Here is a 17,515-nt window from a genome sequence, read left to right on the forward strand (position 1 = left end):
CTCCTTCACTACGTGGTTTTATTCGACCATTTTTACGAAGTTGAGAAATCAAGGATCAAAAAAGCCGATCAAAATGATCGGCTTTCTTCTTATATAGGCTTTCTAGATTACTTTGCGAATTCAACACCAATGTTGATGTCGCCATTTAGTGTTTCTAGCATACCGTCTAATGCAGACTTTTCGTAATCGCTGAGTTTGCCGTAGCTTAGTACTTCTTCAACGCCTTCTTTACCCAGTTTCACAGGTTGCGCGAAGTAAGTCGCGTGTTCGCCGTCGCCTTCAACGTAAGCGCACTCAACTACGCCTTCTTCACCTTGAAGAGCACGAACCAGAGACAGACCAAAGCGACATGCAGCTTGGCCCATTGATAGTGTTGCACTACCACCACCCGCTTTCGCTTCTACAACTTCAGTACCTGCATTTTGAATACGTTTCGTTAATGCTTCTACTTCTTCAGCTGTAAACTCAACACCTTCTACTTGAGACAGTAGAGGTAAGATCGTTACGCCAGAGTGACCACCAATTACTGGCACGCGAACGTCACCTGGATCTTTGTCTTTTAGCTCAGCAACAAACGTTTCTGAACGGATAACATCCAACGTTGTTACACCAAATAGACGACGCTTATCATAGACACCCGCTTTTTTAAGAACTTCAGCAGCAATTGGCACTGTTGTATTTACAGGGTTTGTGATGATACCAACACAAGCTTTCGGACAAACAACCGCGATCTTCTCCGCTAGCGATTTAACGATACCAGCGTTTACATTAAATAGATCCGCACGATCCATACCTGGCTTACGCGCAACACCAGCAGAAATTAGCACAACATCCGCGCCTTCTAGTGCTGGAGTAGGATCTTCACCAGCGTAACCTTTGATAGAAACTGGCGTAGGGATGTGGCTAAGATCAGCGGCCACACCAGGAGTTACTGGAGCAATATCATATAGGGCTAGATCAGAACCAGCAGGAAGACGGTTCTTAAGTAGAAGGGCCAGGGCTTGACCGATGCCACCAGCGGCACCAATAACGGCTACTTTCATGTAGTTCTCCTTGAGAGTATTTCTCTTATAAACGTATTCGTAGGGTAGTTTGTAACCAACTTAAATAAAGCTATCGGAATCACAACTTGATTACAATCAATTAACGCTAGCTTTGCGACCTCGCGCAACTCGCTGTTACCGTGCTACAAATGGGGCTTGGATTATTCTTTTATTCTGTTGAAATGACAAGGAATTCAAGAAAACAGATACAGCCCTACTTCAGCGCGCTAAAGAATTCTATGTGGTATATAGTTTACAGTGACGCATCTAACATAATCCTGGGACTCTTTGGCACCGCCTGAATATATATGCGAGAATATGCAAAATTGCTGACCCGTAATAAGAGATTTGTAATGACTATGCGCAATTCAGAAAAACAAGACAACTTAGTTCGCGCCTTTAAAGCCCTGTTAAAAGAAGAAAGCTTTGGCTCACAGGGCGAGATTGTTGACGCACTCAAACAGCAAGGGTTTGAGAGTATCAACCAATCTAAAGTCTCACGTATGCTGACTAAATTTGGCGCCGTCCGTACGCGCAATGCAAAAATGGAAATGGTTTACTGTCTTCCTGCTGAGCTAGGTGTCCCAACAGTCAGCAGCTCTCTGCGTGAACTGGTACTAGACATCGATCGTAACGCAGCGTTAGTGGTAATTCACACCGGCCCAGGTGCAGCACAGTTGATTGCTCGCTTGCTTGATTCACTCGGTAAATCCGAAGGTATTCTTGGCGTTGTCGCGGGTGACGATACCATTTTCATTACGCCAACCATGGCAATTACGACTGAGCAACTCTTCAAATCAGTGTGCGAGCTGTTCGAATATACTGGTTAAGTTCTATAAAGCTTCAATCAGCTAACTCATTGTGGGTTATAAAAGAAGTCTCATTTTGTAGCCCATAATTTATGTAAATTTTTTGCTTACTCCGCTCATTCTTTAACCACCCATTTTGTGATTAACATCACGCAATTGATCTTTTTCATTTCAGTCACTAAACGTTAATTAAGTAATTGTTATAAAAAGAATTAAATCACAAATTGAATCCTATCTCCTGATACAAAATTCAGACTTATCAACTATAACATTTAACAATTGGATAATTTTCTGCCAATTTTTTGTTATGATTCGCTCGCTTTTTCAAACGATTGGATTGAAAAAGGTGCCGTTTCCAAATAGGAAACTCCAGAAGTGATTTATGGTTATTTCCGGGTAAATAATGAATATAAGGAAGGGAAATTCATGGCATTTAACAAACTTCTCAAAGTAGGCGCTATCGCTGCAGCCGTAATGGGCGCAGGCGCAGTTAACGCTCAAGAGTTTATTACCATCGGTACTGGCTCTGTGACAGGTGTTTACTACCCAACTGGTGGTGCTATCTGTAAGTTGGTAAATAAAGGTCGTAAAGACCACAACATCCGTTGTTCAGTAGAATCGACTGGTGGCTCAATTTACAACGTTAACACTATCCGTGCAGGCGAATTAGATTTTGGTATCGTGCAATCGGATTGGCAGTACCACGGCTACAACGGTACGAGCAAGTTTGAAGAACAAGGCCCGTACAAGAAGCTACGCGCAATGTTCTCTCTTCACACAGAACCTTTCAACATCATTGCGCGTGCAGATTCAGGTATTGAAAACGTCCAAGACCTAGCAGGTAAGCGTGTCAACATCGGTAACCCAGGCTCTGGTGACCGTGCAACGATGGGCGTTGTCATGGAAGCGATGGGTTGGACAAACGACAGCTTCAAATTGGCGTCTGAGCTAAAAGGCTCTGAACGCTCTCAGGCACTTTGTGATAACAAAATTGACGCCTTCATTTACATGGTCGGCCACCCGAACGGTTCAATCAAAGAAGCAACCACATCATGTGATGCGAAGCTAGTTTCAGCAACAGGCCCTAAAATCGATAAAATTGTTGCCGACAACCCATACTACGCCTTTAGCTCAGTACCGGCTGGTATGTACCGCGGTACAGACAAAGACGTAAACAGCTTTGGTGTTGCAGCAACAATGGTAACGACCTCTGATGTTTCAGACGATGTCGCTTACAACGTGGCAAAAGCTGTGTTTGAAAACTTTGATACCTTCAAACGTCTACACCCTGCATTCGCAAACTTGAAGAAAGAAGACATGGTGAAAGCTGGTCTTTCTGTTCCTCTTCACCCAGGTGCAGAAAAATACTACAAAGAAATGGGTCTAATTAAGTAATTTCCTCAGACTCTACATACAGGCAGGAAAGAATATTTTCTGCCTGTTTGAGCATACAGGTTGTAGCACGTTCTAACTGTATGCTTCATTCGCCAGTTTTCTTCTGAAAACTGCGAGCTCATACCCAAGAAAACTTAAACGCCGCCTAACAGAGTATCCAACAATCAACACTTTGAGTTCAGGCAGCAAAATACTCGAAAGCAAACTTCGCTCCATTCACTACACTGATAGAGGCGAAGTGTGGTTCTCGATAAAAATCAGACAGGACCATCAATAATAAGGAAAAAGTACATGGCGACGAATCAAGCTCCGTCACAAGATGTGCAAGAAATGGTGGCTCAGGCAGACACAGGTGCACGTAGCCCTTCGGGAATGCAAGGACGAATCCTTTGGTTTGTTCCTCTGTGTTGGTCACTATTTCAATTATGGTACGCATCCCCGTTACCATTTATTTTCAATTTTGGCGTACTGAACGACACGGAAGCGCGATCTATCCACCTTACTTTCGCGATCTTTTTGGCTTTCACTGCTTATCCAGCGATGAAGAATTCTCCTCGCGATCATATCCCTCTTGTTGATTGGATACTCGCGTTGGCTGGCAGCTTTTCAGCAGCCTATATATACCTTTTTTATACCGAGCTAGCAGGACGCTCAGGCGCACCGACAACGGTTGATATCGTTGTTGCTGTTATCGGTATGCTCCTCCTTTTAGAAGCAACACGCCGAGCACTTGGTCCACCATTAATGGTCGTGGCTGCTGTTTTCCTTACTTACACCTTTGCAGGCCCTTACATGCCTGACGTTATCGCGCATAAAGGGGCAAGCTTGAACAAGGCCATGTCTCACTTATGGCTAACAACTGAAGGCGTATTTGGGGTTGCGCTAGGTGTTTCTACCTCTTTTGTCTTCTTGTTTGTATTGTTTGGAGCAATGCTGGAACGCGCTGGTGCTGGTGCTTACTTCATTAAAGTTGCCTTCTCGTTACTTGGCCATATGAAAGGTGGTCCAGCTAAAGCGGCCGTTGTTGCTTCAGGTTTATCTGGTCTGGTTTCTGGCTCTTCAATCGCAAACGTAGTAACAACTGGCACCTTTACCATTCCACTGATGAAGCGTGTTGGCTTTCCCGGCACAAAAGCGGGTGCGGTAGAGGTAGCGGCTTCAACCAATGGTCAGTTAACACCGCCAATCATGGGTGCAGCAGCATTTTTGATGGTGGAATACGTCGGTATCTCCTACGTTGAGGTGATTAAAGCCGCCCTACTTCCAGCGCTAATCTCTTATATTGCTTTAATTTACATTGTTCACCTTGAAGCGTGTAAAGCAGGCATGACAGGCCTTCCTCGTCGCCACAACCCAACACTAGTACAAAGTCTGCTGTCCTTTACTGGCACAATCTTAGGATTGTGTGTGATCAGCGCATTGGTTTACTACGGAGTGGGTTGGACAAAGGACGTCTTTGGTGATGCCGCGACACCAATTGTTACCGTCGCACTATTAATCGCGTACGTTGGGTTGGTGAAAGTCTCAGCAAATCACGTGCAAGATGGCGCAATTGAGATTGATGCAGAATTAACAGAAGTACCTGATCCCGGCCCAACCGTTAAGTCTGGCTTGCACTATCTACTGCCTATCGTTGTATTGGTTTGGTGTCTAACTGTAGAGCGCTTCTCGCCAGGTCTTTCGGCATTCTGGGCAACGGTGTTCATGATTTTCATTTTGCTGACTCAACGTCCGTTGATTGCACTGCTGTCAAAGCAAGGTGACATGCTTCAGCAAACCAAAGATGGCTTTGTCGATCTTGCCGAGAGCTTAGTTTCTGGTGCGCGCAATATGATTGGTATCGGCGTTGCAACCGCGGCAGCGGGTACCGTTGTTGGTGTTGTTACACTAACGGGTATCGGCCTAGTGATGACCGACTTCGTCGAGTTTATCTCTGGTGGCAGCATCATTCTTATGCTGCTGTTTACCGCCATCATTAGCTTGGTTCTGGGGATGGGTCTGCCAACAACGGCGAACTACATCGTGGTCTCTACGCTAATGGCGCCGGTTATTGTTACGCTCGGCGCAGCGCATGGCTTGATTATTCCGTTGATAGCTGTGCACTTGTTCGTTTTCTACTTTGGTATTTTGGCCGACGATACCCCACCTGTAGGTCTTGCGGCTTTTGCAGCAGCAGCAATTGCGAAATCAGATCCAATTCGTACCGGTATCCAAGGTTTTACTTACGATATTCGAACCGCTATTTTGCCGTTCATGTTTGTGTTCAATACCCAGTTATTGTTAATGGGGATCGACTCTTGGTGGCATTTGGCACTCACGGTCATCTCATCGATCATTGCAATGCTGATATTCTCTGCGGCAACTCAAGGGTGGTGGTTCACGCGTAACAAGTGGTGGGAAACAGTCCTATTATTAGTACTGACGTTTTCGTTTTTCCGTCCAGGTTTTTGGTGGGACATGCTGTACCCAGCGAAAGTTCTTTCTCCTGGCGTTGAGGTAGCTCAAATCACGGAAACACTAAATGTAGGAGAATCATTGGAGTTACGTGTTGCCGGTGAAAACCTTGAGGGCGACTACATTGAGAAAACGGTTCGTCTTCCATTCGAAGACAGTGCGACAACAGCAGACGCACGTATTTCATCTATGGGTCTGATGCTGACCGAAAGTGACAACAAAATGATTGTCGATATGGTTGAATTTGGTAGTCCAGCAGAGTCCGCAGGTATCGACTTTGATTGGGAAATCAAGTGGGTTATCCAGGATGCAGACCGTCCGATGAAAGAGTGGGTGTTTGTACCATGCTTAATGATTTTGCTGGTGCTTGCAATGAACCAAAAACGTCGTGCTCGTAAGGAACAATTGAGCGCATAACCGATTTGGCCCCGAGGATAAAGGGGCCTTAATGAGAGACATTGAATGTACAAACAAATTCTTGTTCCGGTTGATCTAAATGACCAAGGCTTTTCAGACCGAGCGGTTGAACTAGCGGTTTGGCAGGCAAAGCAAGCAAATGCTCAAATCCATCTTCTGACGGTACTACCTGGTATTCACATGTCGATGGTTGCCACATACTTTCCGAAAGATGCTGCGGCCAAAATGAAGCAAGACGTGAAGCAGCAACTAAAAACTTTCGCTAATGAGCATATTGCTGAAGATGTGGTTTACCAAGTGCATGTTGCTGAAGGCAAGGCCTACGCGACCATTCTTGATTATGCAGAACGCTTAGGCGCTGATCTCATCATTATGCCAAGTCACAAGCGCTCTAAAATCAATAAAGTAATGCTTGGCTCCGTCGCGAGTAAGGTTGTGGAATATTCTCCAATCAATGTGATGGTCGTAAAACCGCAAGGCTAAGTAAATACAGAAACGAAAAAGGACGCTAACATTAGCGTCCTTTTTATATTAAACAAGTAAGGGTTATACCATCACTGGGTAATCGGTATAACCTTCTGCTCCACCCAAATAAAAGTGTTCTGGTTTCGCCTCATTAAGAGGTGCATTTTTCTTAAATCGCTCAACTAAATCTGGGTTTGCGATAAAGGGAACGCCAAATGCGACCACATCCACTTTGTTTTCTGCAATTGCTGTTGCCGCTTCTTGTGCACTGTAGCCCACGTTCGCCATTAAGTGACCTTTATAGTTTTCGCGTGCTGGCTTGAGAACATCTGCTTTTTGTACGCCTTTCAGATCCGCACGCATCACGTGCCAATAAGCAAGATCGAAAGAATTAAGTTGCTCTGCTAAGTAACGCACCAAGCCAACTGGATCACTGTCTTTCATGTCATTAAATCCATTTAGCGGAGATGTGCGCAGACCGACTCTTCCAGGTCCCCACACCTCAACGACTTCTTTCACTATCTCAAGTAAAAATCGAGCACGATTTTCAACCGAGCCACCGTATTCATCGGTACGTAAATTTGAACCGTCACGAAGGAAGTTATCAATAAGATAACCATTGGCGCCATGTATCTCGACCCCATCAAAGCCGGCTTTCTTGGCGTTTTCTGCACCTTGTTTAAACGCCGCAACAATGGAAGCTATCTCATCCACTTCGAGTGCTCGTGGTACCGTATATGCTTGCTTACCCGAAGGGGTATGAACTAATTCATCACGAATGGCCAATGCGCTCGCCGCTACAGGTGTTTTTCCTTCATTCAGATCAGGATGACAAGCTCGTCCCGCATGCCAAATTTGCAGTACAATCTTACCGCCTCTCTCATGAACCGCATCCGTTACCTTTTTCCAAGCTGCGATTTGCTCTTCGTTGTAAATGCCCGGCTCTGCCATGAAAGCAGACGTACCTTCCATCACCATGGTGCATTCAGCAATGATAAGTCCGGCACTCGCACGTTGAGCGTAGTATTCAACCATAAGGTCATTAGGAATATGGTCTGCGCCAGCACGAGCTCGCGTTAAAGGCGCCATAATGGCACGGTTATCTAATGCTAATTGACCGAGTTCGATAGGAGAAAATAAGTCTACAGCGTTGGACATGGTGTTTACCTCAAATGACAATAACTTGATGGCTAAGGATGAGGTGCCAGACTATAATCAGATTAATATTGAAACAATATGGATAATTGAAAGTGATTGTTCGCAATTTAGAAACAATTGACTTTAGAACGCTTTCTATCTTTGTCACAAGCTGTCGACTACTGAGCTTAACCAAGTGCGCGCTGGAGTTAAACCTACCAAAATCTACTGTTAGCAAAGCCATAACCAAACTCGAACAACACTTTGAAGCCAAACTGCTAGAGCGCACAACCCGAAAGTTAGTGATCACCGAAGCTGGCCAAATGGTTTTAGAGCGTGCTGCAAGCTTAGTTGAGGAATTCCACTCAATTGGCCATGACGTTCAGGAGATGGAACAACAGATCCAAGGCCGGCTGCGTATTTCCGCGCCACCAGCGTTGGATGCGTATATGGCGGAGCACATCTTTTTGCCATTTTTAAAACAATGGGCAAAAGTACAAATTGCGTTAGAAGCATCGAACGATTTTGTTGATCTGTTTTCACACGGCTTTGATATGGCAATTAGAGTCGGTCAGATAGTTGATGATCGATTAATCGCGAAAAAATTAGGCTATACCACTCGAGTCCTGGCTGCTAGCCCTGAGTATTTAGCTGAGTTCGGCGTACCTGAAACGCCAGAAGACCTGACAAAACATAACTGTTTGAGGTATCAATATGTTTCAGAAATAGGACCTTGGACGCTGATCTCACACGATAATACCGTCAATGTTTCAATAACCAGTAACTTCTCAAGTACAACTGTAGAAGCAATATTGAAAGGCGCACTTAAAGGACTAGGCATCGCGAACTTACCTGTGCAGAACATGACGCAAGAGCTAGAAAGTGGCACCTTAGTCAGAGTGTTACCGCAATGGCACACGGTACCAATGCCTATTTATTTAGTGTATCGTCCTGGAGCAAACCGCCCACGGCGTGTACAAGCAATGATTGACCATATCATGAGCTTAAGATCTCAATTTGAATTTGGCCCTAGGCATGGTTTGTGTTGCGGAGAAGCATAACCTAGCAACTATCAGGCACTAGCATGCTGCTCGGATAAATGCCGCAAGCTTCTCACTAGCATGCTGTTCACTCAATGCAGACATATCACCCGCGGCTTCCACTTTACCATCTGCCACAAACACAAAGTGGCTGGCAATCGCTTTGGCATCGCTTAAATGGTGCGTGACCATCAATACGGTTATTCCCCGCTCTGCTGCGAGTTTTTTTACCAAGCTCAGCATCTCTTCACGCAACACCGGATCAAGCGCCGAGAACGGCTCATCCAACAGCCACATGGGATGAGGCTGAACAAAACAACGCGCTAAGGCAACACGTTGACGCTGGCCACCAGAAAGATGCTCTGGCAAACGGTCGAGGTACTCTGCAACACCAACTTGCTGCGCGGCTTGTTCAATCTGACGATTTTGGTCCACCGTGAGCTTTAGCCCCGGGTGTAAGCCCAAACCGATATTGTCACGCACCGATAAGTGAGCAAACAAATTGTGCTCTTGGAACAACATAGAGAACGGACGCAGATAAGGCTCTTTACGCACAATGGACTCACCATCAACACAAATATCACCACGGTCAGGATGGATGAATCCTGCCACCAACGCCAGCAAGGTTGACTTCCCTGCCCCACTTGGTCCCATCAGCGATACAATCTGTCCTTGCTCAATCGTTAAGTCAAAACGAAACAGTTCACGTTGGTAGGTGTACTGCACATCATCCAACACTAACATTACGCTCTCTCCTTCGTTTTCAATACTTTCTCAATCAAGGCAAAACAGCCCACACTCAACAACAATAAGGTCACCGATACCACCGCAGCCGCGTCCATCTGATAGCTGCCAAGCAGCTGGAATAAATACAGAGGTAAAGTGCGGAACTCTTGTCCGCCAAACAACGCAATAGCACTTAAATCGCCAATCGCAAACATAAAGCTGATCGCAAACGCATGTGCAAACGGCTTGCGTAGCGCCTGCCACTCCACCACTTTAAACCGTTGCCAGCCACGCATGCCTAAGCTGGCACATACATACTGATACTGTTGTTCAATGTGCAGCATTGGCTGCGCTAGCGTTTTGATCACGTAAGGCAAAGCCATCAAACCGTTCACCAAAATCACGACAAAAAATGTCAAGCTAAAAACATCGGTAAATGCGCGCAGTAGTAAGAATAAACCGGTGCTAATCACCAGACCTGGAGTCACCAAAATAATGGTGCCGATTAACTCTATCTGATCGGCTCGCGTGTTTTTGTACTGCAACCGCCAACGGCGACTGGTCAATAGTATGGACACCCCTGCAGCGACCGCAAGCGCGCTAGCGACACAGGCGACTTTGAGAGAGTTCAATAGCGCAGACCAAAAACGCTCATCGGTTAATACTGTCCAAACTTGTTGGTTGATGCCACTCAGTAACACCATCAATAACGGCGGTATTACCAGTAAAAAGGCACCTATGATCCAAAAGCTATCCCAAGCTTTTGACCACCCATGATCCTTCGTTAAATATTGCTGTACCGATGTGCTTCCAGCACTGATAGAAACAGGCCTTGTTAACTTCTGCACTCCAATAGCAAGCAGTCCACATAACAGCATCTGCCACAGCGCCAATAACGCCCCAGCTTGTAAATCAAAATCAAACTTAATCGCTTGGTAAATGGCCAATTCAATGGTGGTGGATTTTGGCCCTCCCCCCAACGCCATTACAGTGGCAAAACTGGTAAAGCACAACATAAACACCAACCCACAAACGTGGGGAAGCTGCTGCCTTAAACGCGGCCATTCTACCCAACGAAACTTATCCCAATGGCTCATCCCAAGATGCGCGCAAAGCTTATGCTGCTCGGCAGGAATAGACTCCAAGGCTTGCAGAAGCAATCGTGCCGCGTAAGGTAAATTAAAGAACACATGGGCGAGTAAAATGCCGTTCAAACCGTAAATAGAGAATGGCAGTTTAGTGTCGAAACTTTGCAACCACTGCGCCAACAAACCACTGTTGCCATAAATCGCTAACAGCCCAAAAACACCAACCAAAACCGGCAAAACCAGTGTCGATGCAAACAGCTTAAGCAGTAATGATTTACCAATAAATTGGCGACGCGAAAGTGCGTGCGCTACTGGAATGGCAAAGCCAACACTGAGCAATGTGGAAAGAAACGCTTGGTAGAAACTGAACTTGGTGACATGTTGATAGTACGGGTCGCCCCATACCACAGACACATCAAGTGAAGGGGCTTGAACAATCAAAGCACCTAGGGCAGAAATAACAAAGGTCGCGATGATCATCGCGACCCCTAAACCTATTTTTGGAACAGAATTCAAAGGTAAAACCTATCTCATTCAGATGAGGATGGAAACGTCAGCTAAAACGTCAATGCGCTTTGCCATTCGCGAATCCAAGACTTACGCATTTTTGCCACTTCATCAGCACTAAAGCTCAACGACTTGCTTGGAACATTCAAGGTTTCAAAACCTTTAGGTAATTCAACGTCAGTGACTGGGTACATCCAGTTACCCGTTGGCATCGCCGATTGGAACTCATCACTTAAAATGAAACTCATAAATTGATCAGCAAGTTCTGAATTTTTTGCCCCTTTCACTTTGGCGGCGACTTCAACTTGCATGTAGTGGCCTTCAGCAAAATTCGCCGTCGCAAACTTCGAGTCGTTTTCCGCAATTAAGTGGTACGCAGGTGAGGTGGTGTAAGAAAGTACTAAATCGGACTCACCATTGAGGAACATAGAATACGCCTCAGACCAACCTTTCGTGACCGTTACGGTTTTGCTCGCTAGCTTCTGCCACGCTTGCGTCACATCGTCGCCATAAATAGATTTCATCCATAGCATCAAGCCTTGGCCCGGCGTTGAAGTCCGTGGATCTTGGTAAATCACTTTCAGATCGTCGCGCGTTTCCACCAGCTCTTTCATGCTTTTCGGCGGATTAGCCAGTTTCTCTTTGTTGTACACAAACGCGAAGTAGCCGTAATCGTACGGTACAAACGTCGTGTCACTCCAACCGTTTGGTAACACTGTGTTAGCCGTATCCACATTGTGCTCGGCAAGCAGACCGGTTTTCTTCGCTTCTGCCATCAGGTTGTTATCCAAACCTAACACGATGTCGGCTTTGCTATTACCGCCTTCAAGACGAAGACGATTCAGGATCGACACACCATCGTCTAATGCCACGAAGTTAACGTCACAGCCACATTTTGCTTCAAAAGCTTGCTCGATTGTAGGACCCGGCCCCCAATCTGCGGCAAAAGAGTCGTAGGTATAGATGGTTAATGTGTTTTCAGCGGCAAACGCTGAAGTAGAAGTGATTGCAGCTAGGGCAATCAGATTTAGAGTGGTTTTCACTGCTCGCTCTCCATGAGTATTTCAGAGAAATAAGTTGAGCGGCACAGGGTTTGAGGCGGCTATTAAGGATTTCCAATATCCAGACTCAATTCCTACGCCAGCATTATCTGGTTCAGGTAATACGGGTCCCTAGTAAAGCACTTAGGTCTCAGCGCCCAAATGCATTGATTGACTCAATGCAAAATGGGTTTGCTCCCCGATGAGTTGGATGGATTGTAAAGGTATTTGAGTGGTTACACAATCAGCTCACGAGCGCTGGTCATAACCCCAACGAGGCACCAAACCTTGCTCAATACCTAAGTGGTCAAGAATTCTCGCCACCATAAAATCCACTAAATCTTCAATACTCTTTGGCTGATGATAGAAGCCTGGAGCTGCTGGCATGATGGTGACGCCCATTTGCGACAGTTTGTGCATGTTCTCCAGATGTAGCGTTGAAAATGGTGTTTCGCGAACCACGAGCAACAGCTGCCCGCGCTCTTTCATTACCACATCAGCGGCCCGCTCGATCAAGTTATCTGACATACCATGCGCAATCGCTGCAACGCTTCCCGCAGAACATGGGCAAACCACCATTTGCTTTGGTGCAGCAGAACCAGACGCAACCGGTGAGAACCAGTCATCTTTACCGCAAACGGTGATGTTATCGGGATTGCAGTTCAGGTGCTCTACTAATGCTTGCTGCGCCGCTTCTGGGCCACTTGGTAGCTTAAGATTATGCTCGGTTGCCATCACAACACGAGCCGCCGAAGAAATCAGAACGTAGACATGATAATCCGCCGCAACCAAGCATTCTAAAAGACGAAGGCCGTAGGGAGCACCAGAAGCACCCGTTAATGCCAACGTGATGGCTTTTTTGTGAGAGGGTTGTGTTTTGTTTTGCATATCAATCAGGCTTTTTGTTTTAACTGCTCAAGAAGTTTTCCGTGAATACCACCAAAGCCACCGTTACTCATGACTAGAATTTGGTCACCTGGTCGCGCACGTTCGACGATCTTGGCTACAAAGTTATCTATATCGGCATCGACAAACGCTGGCTGTTTGCATTGGTCGGCAATGTCTTGCACAGACCACTCGATATTATCTGGCTGGAACAAGAAGACTTCATCTGCACTGTGTAGTGACTCTGCAAGTGTGTTGTTGTGTACACCACGCTTCATGGTGGCAGACCGCGGCTCTAACACAGCAAGGATGCGTTTTTCACCTACCTTGTTACGCAAACCACCGACAGTAAGTTCAATTGCCGTTGGGTGATGCGCAAAATCATCGTAAACCGTCACACCTTGTTCTTCACCTTTCAGCTCTAAACGGCGCTTGGTATTGATGAAACGCCCTAATGCCTGGCAAGCAAGATCCGGAGTGACTCCAACATGTCGTGCAGCAGCGATTGCCATCAGCGCATTATCCACATTGTGGTCACCCACCAAATTCCATTCGACGGTACCAACCTTCTCGCCTTGCAACGCAACGTCAAATTTTGAGCCATCAAGCACTAATTTGTGCGCTTGCCAGTCACCATTCTCACCAGAGAACTGTTTTTCAGTCCAGCAGCCACGCTCTAATACATCCGCTAACGCCTGATCTTTTCTCGGCGCTAAGATCAATCCATTGCCCGGTACAGTTCGCACTAAATGATGGAATTGGCGCTTGATCGCTTCTAGATCATCGAAGATATCAGCATGATCAAACTCAAGGTTATTCATGATTAAAGTGCGAGGATGGTAATGCACAAACTTAGAACGCTTATCGAAAAAAGCACTGTCATATTCGTCCGCTTCAACGACAAAAAACATACTTTCACCCAAACGAGCAGACACTCCGAAGTTACCGAGTACCCCACCGACTAAGAAACCCGGTTGATAACCACAATCTTCAAGTATCCAAGCAAGCATGCTCGACGTGGTCGTTTTCCCATGTGTACCCGATACCGCCAATACCCAACGATCATGCAGCAAAAACTCGTTGAGCCACTGCGGGCCAGAGGTGTAACGCATGTTAGTGTTGAGCACATGCTCGACACAAGGGTTGCCACGGCTCATCGCATTACCAATCACCACAAGATCTGGTTGAGGGTCGAGTTGAGACGGGTCAAAGCCTTCAATAATTTCAATACCTTGAGACTCAAGCAGTGTGCTCATTGGCGGATAAACGTTGGCATCAGAACCAGTGACTTTATGTCCTAATTGGCGCGCTAGAATCGCTGCGCCGCCCATAAATGTGCCACAGATACCCAAGATATGAATGTGCATAAACTAAACCTTGTAATGCGTTTTTTAATGCTTTCATTATCGCGATTACCGCCTGAAAAGCGAGTGACTTTAGCCTTCTTCTTGCAGTCCCTTTCACAAATATGACAAGGTTGAACACAGACTGTACAACCTCTTGCTTACTGATGAATCCCTCAAACAAGTCTACAAATAAATTGAGATCTCAAACAGTTACTTCATTACCATTAAAAAGATCTGCGACTTAAACTTACATCCAGCGCAATCGTTTAACATCCATAAAGAGATGCTCACTTGCGCACTACCCCCAATGAAATGAAAATGTAAGGATTAACCATGTCAGGACTGCGCACCCTAGGCGAGTTCATTGTCGAAAAACAAGCGGATTTCCCCCACGCTAGCGGTGATCTATCATCCCTTTTAGCCTCCATTCGTTTAGCTGCAAAAATCGTTAACCGCGAAATCAACGCAGCGGGTCTCGGTGATATCACTGGTGCTGTAGGCACGGAAAATGTCCAAGGTGAAGATCAGCAAAAGCTCGATGTTTACGCGAACGATAAGTTCAAAGCCGCGCTTGAAGCTCGTGATCAAGTGTGTGGCGTTGCCAGTGAAGAAGAAGACGAAGCAGTTGCGTTCAATAAAGAACTCAACCAAAACGCCAAATATGTAGTACTGATGGACCCACTTGATGGTTCTTCTAACATCGATGTGAACGTCTCTGTTGGTACTATCTTCTCGATTTACCGTCGTGTTTCTCCAATCGGTACTCCACCAACTGAAGAAGACTTCCTACAACCTGGTCACAAACAAGTGGCTGCGGGCTACGTAATTTACGGCTCCTCCACCATGTTGGTATACACAACAGGTAACGGCGTAAACGGCTTTACTTACGACCCATCTATCGGCAGCTTCTGTCTTTCTCATGAAAACATGATGATTCCTGATGATGGTAAGATCTACTCCATCAACGAAGGTAATTACATTCGTTTCCCTCAAGGGGTGAAGAAGTACATCAAGTACTGCCAAGAAAACGTGCCAGAAGACGGTCGCCCATACACTTCTCGCTACATTGGCTCGCTGGTTGCTGATTTCCACCGCAACCTACTGAAAGGCGGTATCTACCTTTACCCAAGCACACAAAGCCACCCACAAGGCAAGCTACGCCTGCTTTACGAATGTAACCCTATGGCATTCCTCATTGAGCAAGCTGGCGGCATTGCATCGGACGGCGTGAATCGCATTATGGACATCAAGCCTACTGAGTTGCACCAGCGTGTACCTTTCTTTGTGGGTTCGAAGAACATGGTTCGCAAAGTTGAAGAGTTCCTTGAACTGCACCGCGACGAAGAATAATTTCAGACCTTTGTCCAACGCGGCAGGTGTTTACCTGCCGCGTTTTTGTCGCTAAAGTGAAACGCGAATTTATCATCAGATGAAGCCGCTTTTGTGTGACTCATCGTTAATGAAAAGGAATATTCTAATGAGCTTAAACCATGTACCAGCAGGCAAGTCGCTGCCTGAAGATATCTATGTCGTTATCGAAATTCCTGCAAATGCAGATCCAATCAAGTACGAAGTAGATAAAGACTCTGGTGCTGTATTTGTCGACCGTTTCATGTCTGCACCAATGTTCTACCCATGCAACTATGGCTATGTGAACAATACCCTGTCTCTTGATGGCGATCCAGTCGACGTATTGGTACCAACACCATACCCACTCATGCCAGGTTCAGTCATTCGCTGCCGTCCTGTTGGCGTTTTGAAGATGACAGATGAATCGGGTGAAGATGCAAAAGTGTTTGCGGTTCCCCACTCAAAAATCTCGAAAGAGTACGAGCACATCCAAGATGTGGACGATATCCCAGAACTACTGAAAGCGCAGATCACGCAATTCTTTGAGCGTTACAAAGAGCTTGAAGCAGGCAAATGGGTGAAAGTGGATGGTTGGGCAGATGTTGCTGCCGCTAAAGCTGAAATCCTAGAATCTTACGAGCGAGCTCAAAATAAATAAGCGCTCCTGATGCTAAAAAATTACAAAGGCTAACTCATACGAGCGGTCCTTGATAAGGGCCGTTTTTTAGATATGACGCCACCAGATGTTTCAGGAGCACTCTCATCCAGAATTACGGATACTTTTCAGGTGTTGGAACTGGCATCTTCAAGTTGAACTGGTATATATAAAAATCATGATGTCACATCAAAGTAAGCATTTAAGCCGTTAATCTTATGAGTTAACTGACAGCGCTTAGCTTTAAATTTATAACTAAGAGTATCGCCGCCAGAAAACGATCTAACAGCAATTAATAGTTTAAATACTGAGCCGTTAAAAAAAGCACCTTGCAAGACTACTTGACCTGATTTTCTTGATGCTTGGTATTTTTGAAGGTGTTGTAGGTTTAAGCTTAAACGGTAGCCACGAACATTTGGTAAAAACACTTCTTCCGTAGATAGAGTCAATGGAAATTCATCGTCAAAGTTACTATCCGTTCGATGTCCGTATCTTTGAGAATGCATTTCAGCAAACAATTGTCCGAATTTGCTTGTAAACAATGACGGGAATTCAATGTTTAAGTTTTGTCCTGCCCTGCAAGCACTGACTGCTTGCATTATGTATTCCGGATCGGCGAACGAACTACCCGCAGTTTCAACAAAGTGAGCAATAATGTGCATTAGCGCTTTTTTGGAAACGCTATTCGTTGCGTTATAAGAATCCCACACCATGGGATCAAAAGCATCGTTAGCAAGCAAAGCAATTTTGCTTACAAGCGATTTATCATAGGATTTCTTCGATGCGTACCGACTATTTACGTAAAAGTAAAAGAAGTCGCGATGTATACTTTGTGGTGCTATATATTTCATATTTATATGTTTTTCTTCATCAATAAATATCGTAAAGGCTAGCTGAAAACTACCCTGTATTTTTAATCCACATTAACGCATTCTCCAATGAGAAATAAGACTACTCGGTTATGTTCATAAAATTCATGCCAATACCCGTGATCATCAAAAATGCTTAAATCAGATTCATGCTAAGCACCAAATAATGGCTTATGTACAAGCTAGTTTGGTATCTCTTATACCGTAGATGGAATGAATAAATTGAATGAGTATAGATAGCGAATATGATATTTTAATTGATGGTTAAATTTTACAAAATTTCGGTTTA

At 45.4% G+C, this 17,515-nt stretch carries 15 protein-coding genes and 1 riboswitch; of the genes, 7 read left to right on the forward strand and 8 right to left on the reverse strand.

Features of this window, described 5'->3' with window-relative positions; translation table 11 throughout:
• Window positions 1–107 precede the first annotated feature (107 nt).
• The gene (gene mdh / locus R7Z78_RS13030; protein WP_005379660.1) at window positions 108–1,043 is read right to left on the reverse strand and encodes a malate dehydrogenase; all 936 of its coding nucleotides are present in this window, start codon (window positions 1,041–1,043) and stop codon (window positions 108–110) included.
• Between the two features lie 359 nt (window positions 1,044–1,402).
• On the opposite strand from mdh, the gene argR reads away from it, so the two are divergent.
• The 4 genes from argR (at window position 1,403) to R7Z78_RS13050 (ending at window position 6,601) form a co-directional block, all read left to right on the forward strand.
• A complete protein-coding gene (gene argR, locus R7Z78_RS13035; protein WP_005379659.1) occupies window positions 1,403–1,873 on the forward strand; it encodes a transcriptional regulator ArgR in 471 nt (156 codons plus the stop codon).
• 405 nt (window positions 1,874–2,278) lie between these two features.
• Window positions 2,279–3,247, forward strand: a complete 969-nt coding sequence (locus tag R7Z78_RS13040) for a TAXI family TRAP transporter solute-binding subunit (protein ID WP_064376671.1) — start codon at window positions 2,279–2,281, stop codon at window positions 3,245–3,247.
• A gap of 291 nt (window positions 3,248–3,538) precedes the next feature.
• On the forward strand, window positions 3,539–6,118 hold the full coding sequence (locus tag R7Z78_RS13045) for a TRAP transporter permease (RefSeq protein ID WP_017820274.1): 2,580 nt from the start codon (window positions 3,539–3,541) through the stop codon (window positions 6,116–6,118).
• Between the two features lie 45 nt (window positions 6,119–6,163).
• Window positions 6,164–6,601, forward strand: coding sequence for a universal stress protein (locus R7Z78_RS13050; RefSeq protein WP_005379654.1), 438 nt, complete (start codon window positions 6,164–6,166; stop codon window positions 6,599–6,601).
• Between the two features lie 63 nt (window positions 6,602–6,664).
• Here the strand turns inward: R7Z78_RS13050 and R7Z78_RS13055 are convergent, their stop codons facing one another.
• Complete coding sequence (locus R7Z78_RS13055) at window positions 6,665–7,741, reverse strand: alkene reductase (RefSeq protein ID WP_017633459.1); 1,077 nt, start codon at window positions 7,739–7,741, stop codon at window positions 6,665–6,667.
• A 92-nt stretch (window positions 7,742–7,833) separates the two neighbouring features.
• On the opposite strand from R7Z78_RS13055, the gene R7Z78_RS13060 reads away from it, so the two are divergent.
• Window positions 7,834–8,781 (forward strand): LysR family transcriptional regulator, encoded by a 948-nt coding sequence (locus tag R7Z78_RS13060; protein WP_017633458.1) that lies wholly within the window; start codon window positions 7,834–7,836, stop codon window positions 8,779–8,781.
• 18 nt (window positions 8,782–8,799) lie between these two features.
• Here the strand turns inward: R7Z78_RS13060 and thiQ are convergent, their stop codons facing one another.
• The 5 genes from thiQ to mpl all read right to left on the reverse strand — a co-directional run bounded on the left by thiQ (window position 8,800) and on the right by mpl (window position 14,373).
• Window positions 8,800–9,504: a thiamine ABC transporter ATP-binding protein gene (gene thiQ / locus R7Z78_RS13065; RefSeq protein WP_005379648.1), complete on the reverse strand. Its 705-nt coding sequence runs from the start codon at window positions 9,502–9,504 to the stop codon at window positions 8,800–8,802.
• A complete protein-coding gene (thiP, locus tag R7Z78_RS13070) occupies window positions 9,504–11,090 on the reverse strand; it encodes a thiamine/thiamine pyrophosphate ABC transporter permease ThiP (protein ID WP_169644227.1) in 1,587 nt (528 codons plus the stop codon). Before thiP ends, thiQ begins: the two co-directional genes overlap by 1 nt.
• 41 nt (window positions 11,091–11,131) lie before the next feature.
• Window positions 11,132–12,124, reverse strand: coding sequence for a thiamine ABC transporter substrate binding subunit (gene thiB, locus R7Z78_RS13075; RefSeq protein ID WP_017633456.1), 993 nt, complete (start codon window positions 12,122–12,124; stop codon window positions 11,132–11,134).
• A gap of 72 nt (window positions 12,125–12,196) precedes the next feature.
• A riboswitch (TPP riboswitch) is annotated at window positions 12,197–12,333 on the reverse strand.
• 37 nt (window positions 12,334–12,370) lie between these two features.
• Entirely contained in the window at window positions 12,371–13,009 is a 639-nt protein-coding gene (locus R7Z78_RS13080) for a flavin prenyltransferase UbiX (RefSeq protein WP_033906022.1), read from the reverse strand.
• 5 nt (window positions 13,010–13,014) lie between these two features.
• A complete protein-coding gene (mpl, locus tag R7Z78_RS13085; RefSeq protein WP_104975823.1) occupies window positions 13,015–14,373 on the reverse strand; it encodes a UDP-N-acetylmuramate:L-alanyl-gamma-D-glutamyl-meso-diaminopimelate ligase in 1,359 nt (452 codons plus the stop codon).
• A gap of 312 nt (window positions 14,374–14,685) precedes the next feature.
• On the opposite strand from mpl, the gene fbp reads away from it, so the two are divergent.
• Complete coding sequence (gene fbp, locus R7Z78_RS13090; protein WP_005383114.1) at window positions 14,686–15,702, forward strand: class 1 fructose-bisphosphatase; 1,017 nt, start codon at window positions 14,686–14,688, stop codon at window positions 15,700–15,702.
• A gap of 127 nt (window positions 15,703–15,829) precedes the next feature.
• Window positions 15,830–16,360 (forward strand): inorganic diphosphatase, encoded by a 531-nt coding sequence (gene ppa / locus R7Z78_RS13095; protein WP_064376668.1) that lies wholly within the window; start codon window positions 15,830–15,832, stop codon window positions 16,358–16,360.
• A gap of 173 nt (window positions 16,361–16,533) precedes the next feature.
• Here ppa and R7Z78_RS13100 read toward each other — a convergent pair whose 3' ends face one another.
• A complete protein-coding gene (locus R7Z78_RS13100; protein WP_213911464.1) occupies window positions 16,534–17,208 on the reverse strand; it encodes a hypothetical protein in 675 nt (224 codons plus the stop codon).
• Window positions 17,209–17,515 lie beyond the last annotated feature (307 nt).

Source organism: Vibrio sp. 1167 (genome assembly GCF_033340375.1).
GTDB lineage: Bacteria > Pseudomonadota > Gammaproteobacteria > Enterobacterales > Vibrionaceae > Vibrio > Vibrio alginolyticus.

Bases quoted from the DNA above. Each gene is read 5' to 3' on its own strand.
- fbp (WP_005383114.1), top strand. From the start codon at position 14,686: ATGTCAGGACTGCGCACCCTAGGCGAGTTCATTGTCGAAAAACAAGCG.
- ppa (WP_064376668.1), top strand. From the start codon at position 15,830: ATGAGCTTAAACCATGTACCAGCAGGCAAGTCGCTGCCTGAAGATATC.
- R7Z78_RS13055 (WP_017633459.1), bottom strand. From the start codon at position 7,741: ATGTCCAACGCTGTAGACTTATTTTCTCCTATCGAACTCGGTCAATTA.
- R7Z78_RS13050 (WP_005379654.1), top strand. From the start codon at position 6,164: ATGTACAAACAAATTCTTGTTCCGGTTGATCTAAATGACCAAGGCTTT.
- R7Z78_RS13080 (WP_033906022.1), bottom strand. From the start codon at position 13,009: ATGCAAAACAAAACACAACCCTCTCACAAAAAAGCCATCACGTTGGCA.
- mpl (WP_104975823.1), bottom strand. From the start codon at position 14,373: ATGCACATTCATATCTTGGGTATCTGTGGCACATTTATGGGCGGCGCA.
- R7Z78_RS13040 (WP_064376671.1), top strand. From the start codon at position 2,279: ATGGCATTTAACAAACTTCTCAAAGTAGGCGCTATCGCTGCAGCCGTA.
- mdh (WP_005379660.1), bottom strand. From the start codon at position 1,043: ATGAAAGTAGCCGTTATTGGTGCCGCTGGTGGCATCGGTCAAGCCCTG.
- R7Z78_RS13045 (WP_017820274.1), top strand. From the start codon at position 3,539: ATGGCGACGAATCAAGCTCCGTCACAAGATGTGCAAGAAATGGTGGCT.
- R7Z78_RS13100 (WP_213911464.1), bottom strand. From the start codon at position 17,208: ATGAAATATATAGCACCACAAAGTATACATCGCGACTTCTTTTACTTT.
- argR (WP_005379659.1), top strand. From the start codon at position 1,403: ATGCGCAATTCAGAAAAACAAGACAACTTAGTTCGCGCCTTTAAAGCC.
- thiQ (WP_005379648.1), bottom strand. From the start codon at position 9,504: ATGTTAGTGTTGGATGATGTGCAGTACACCTACCAACGTGAACTGTTT.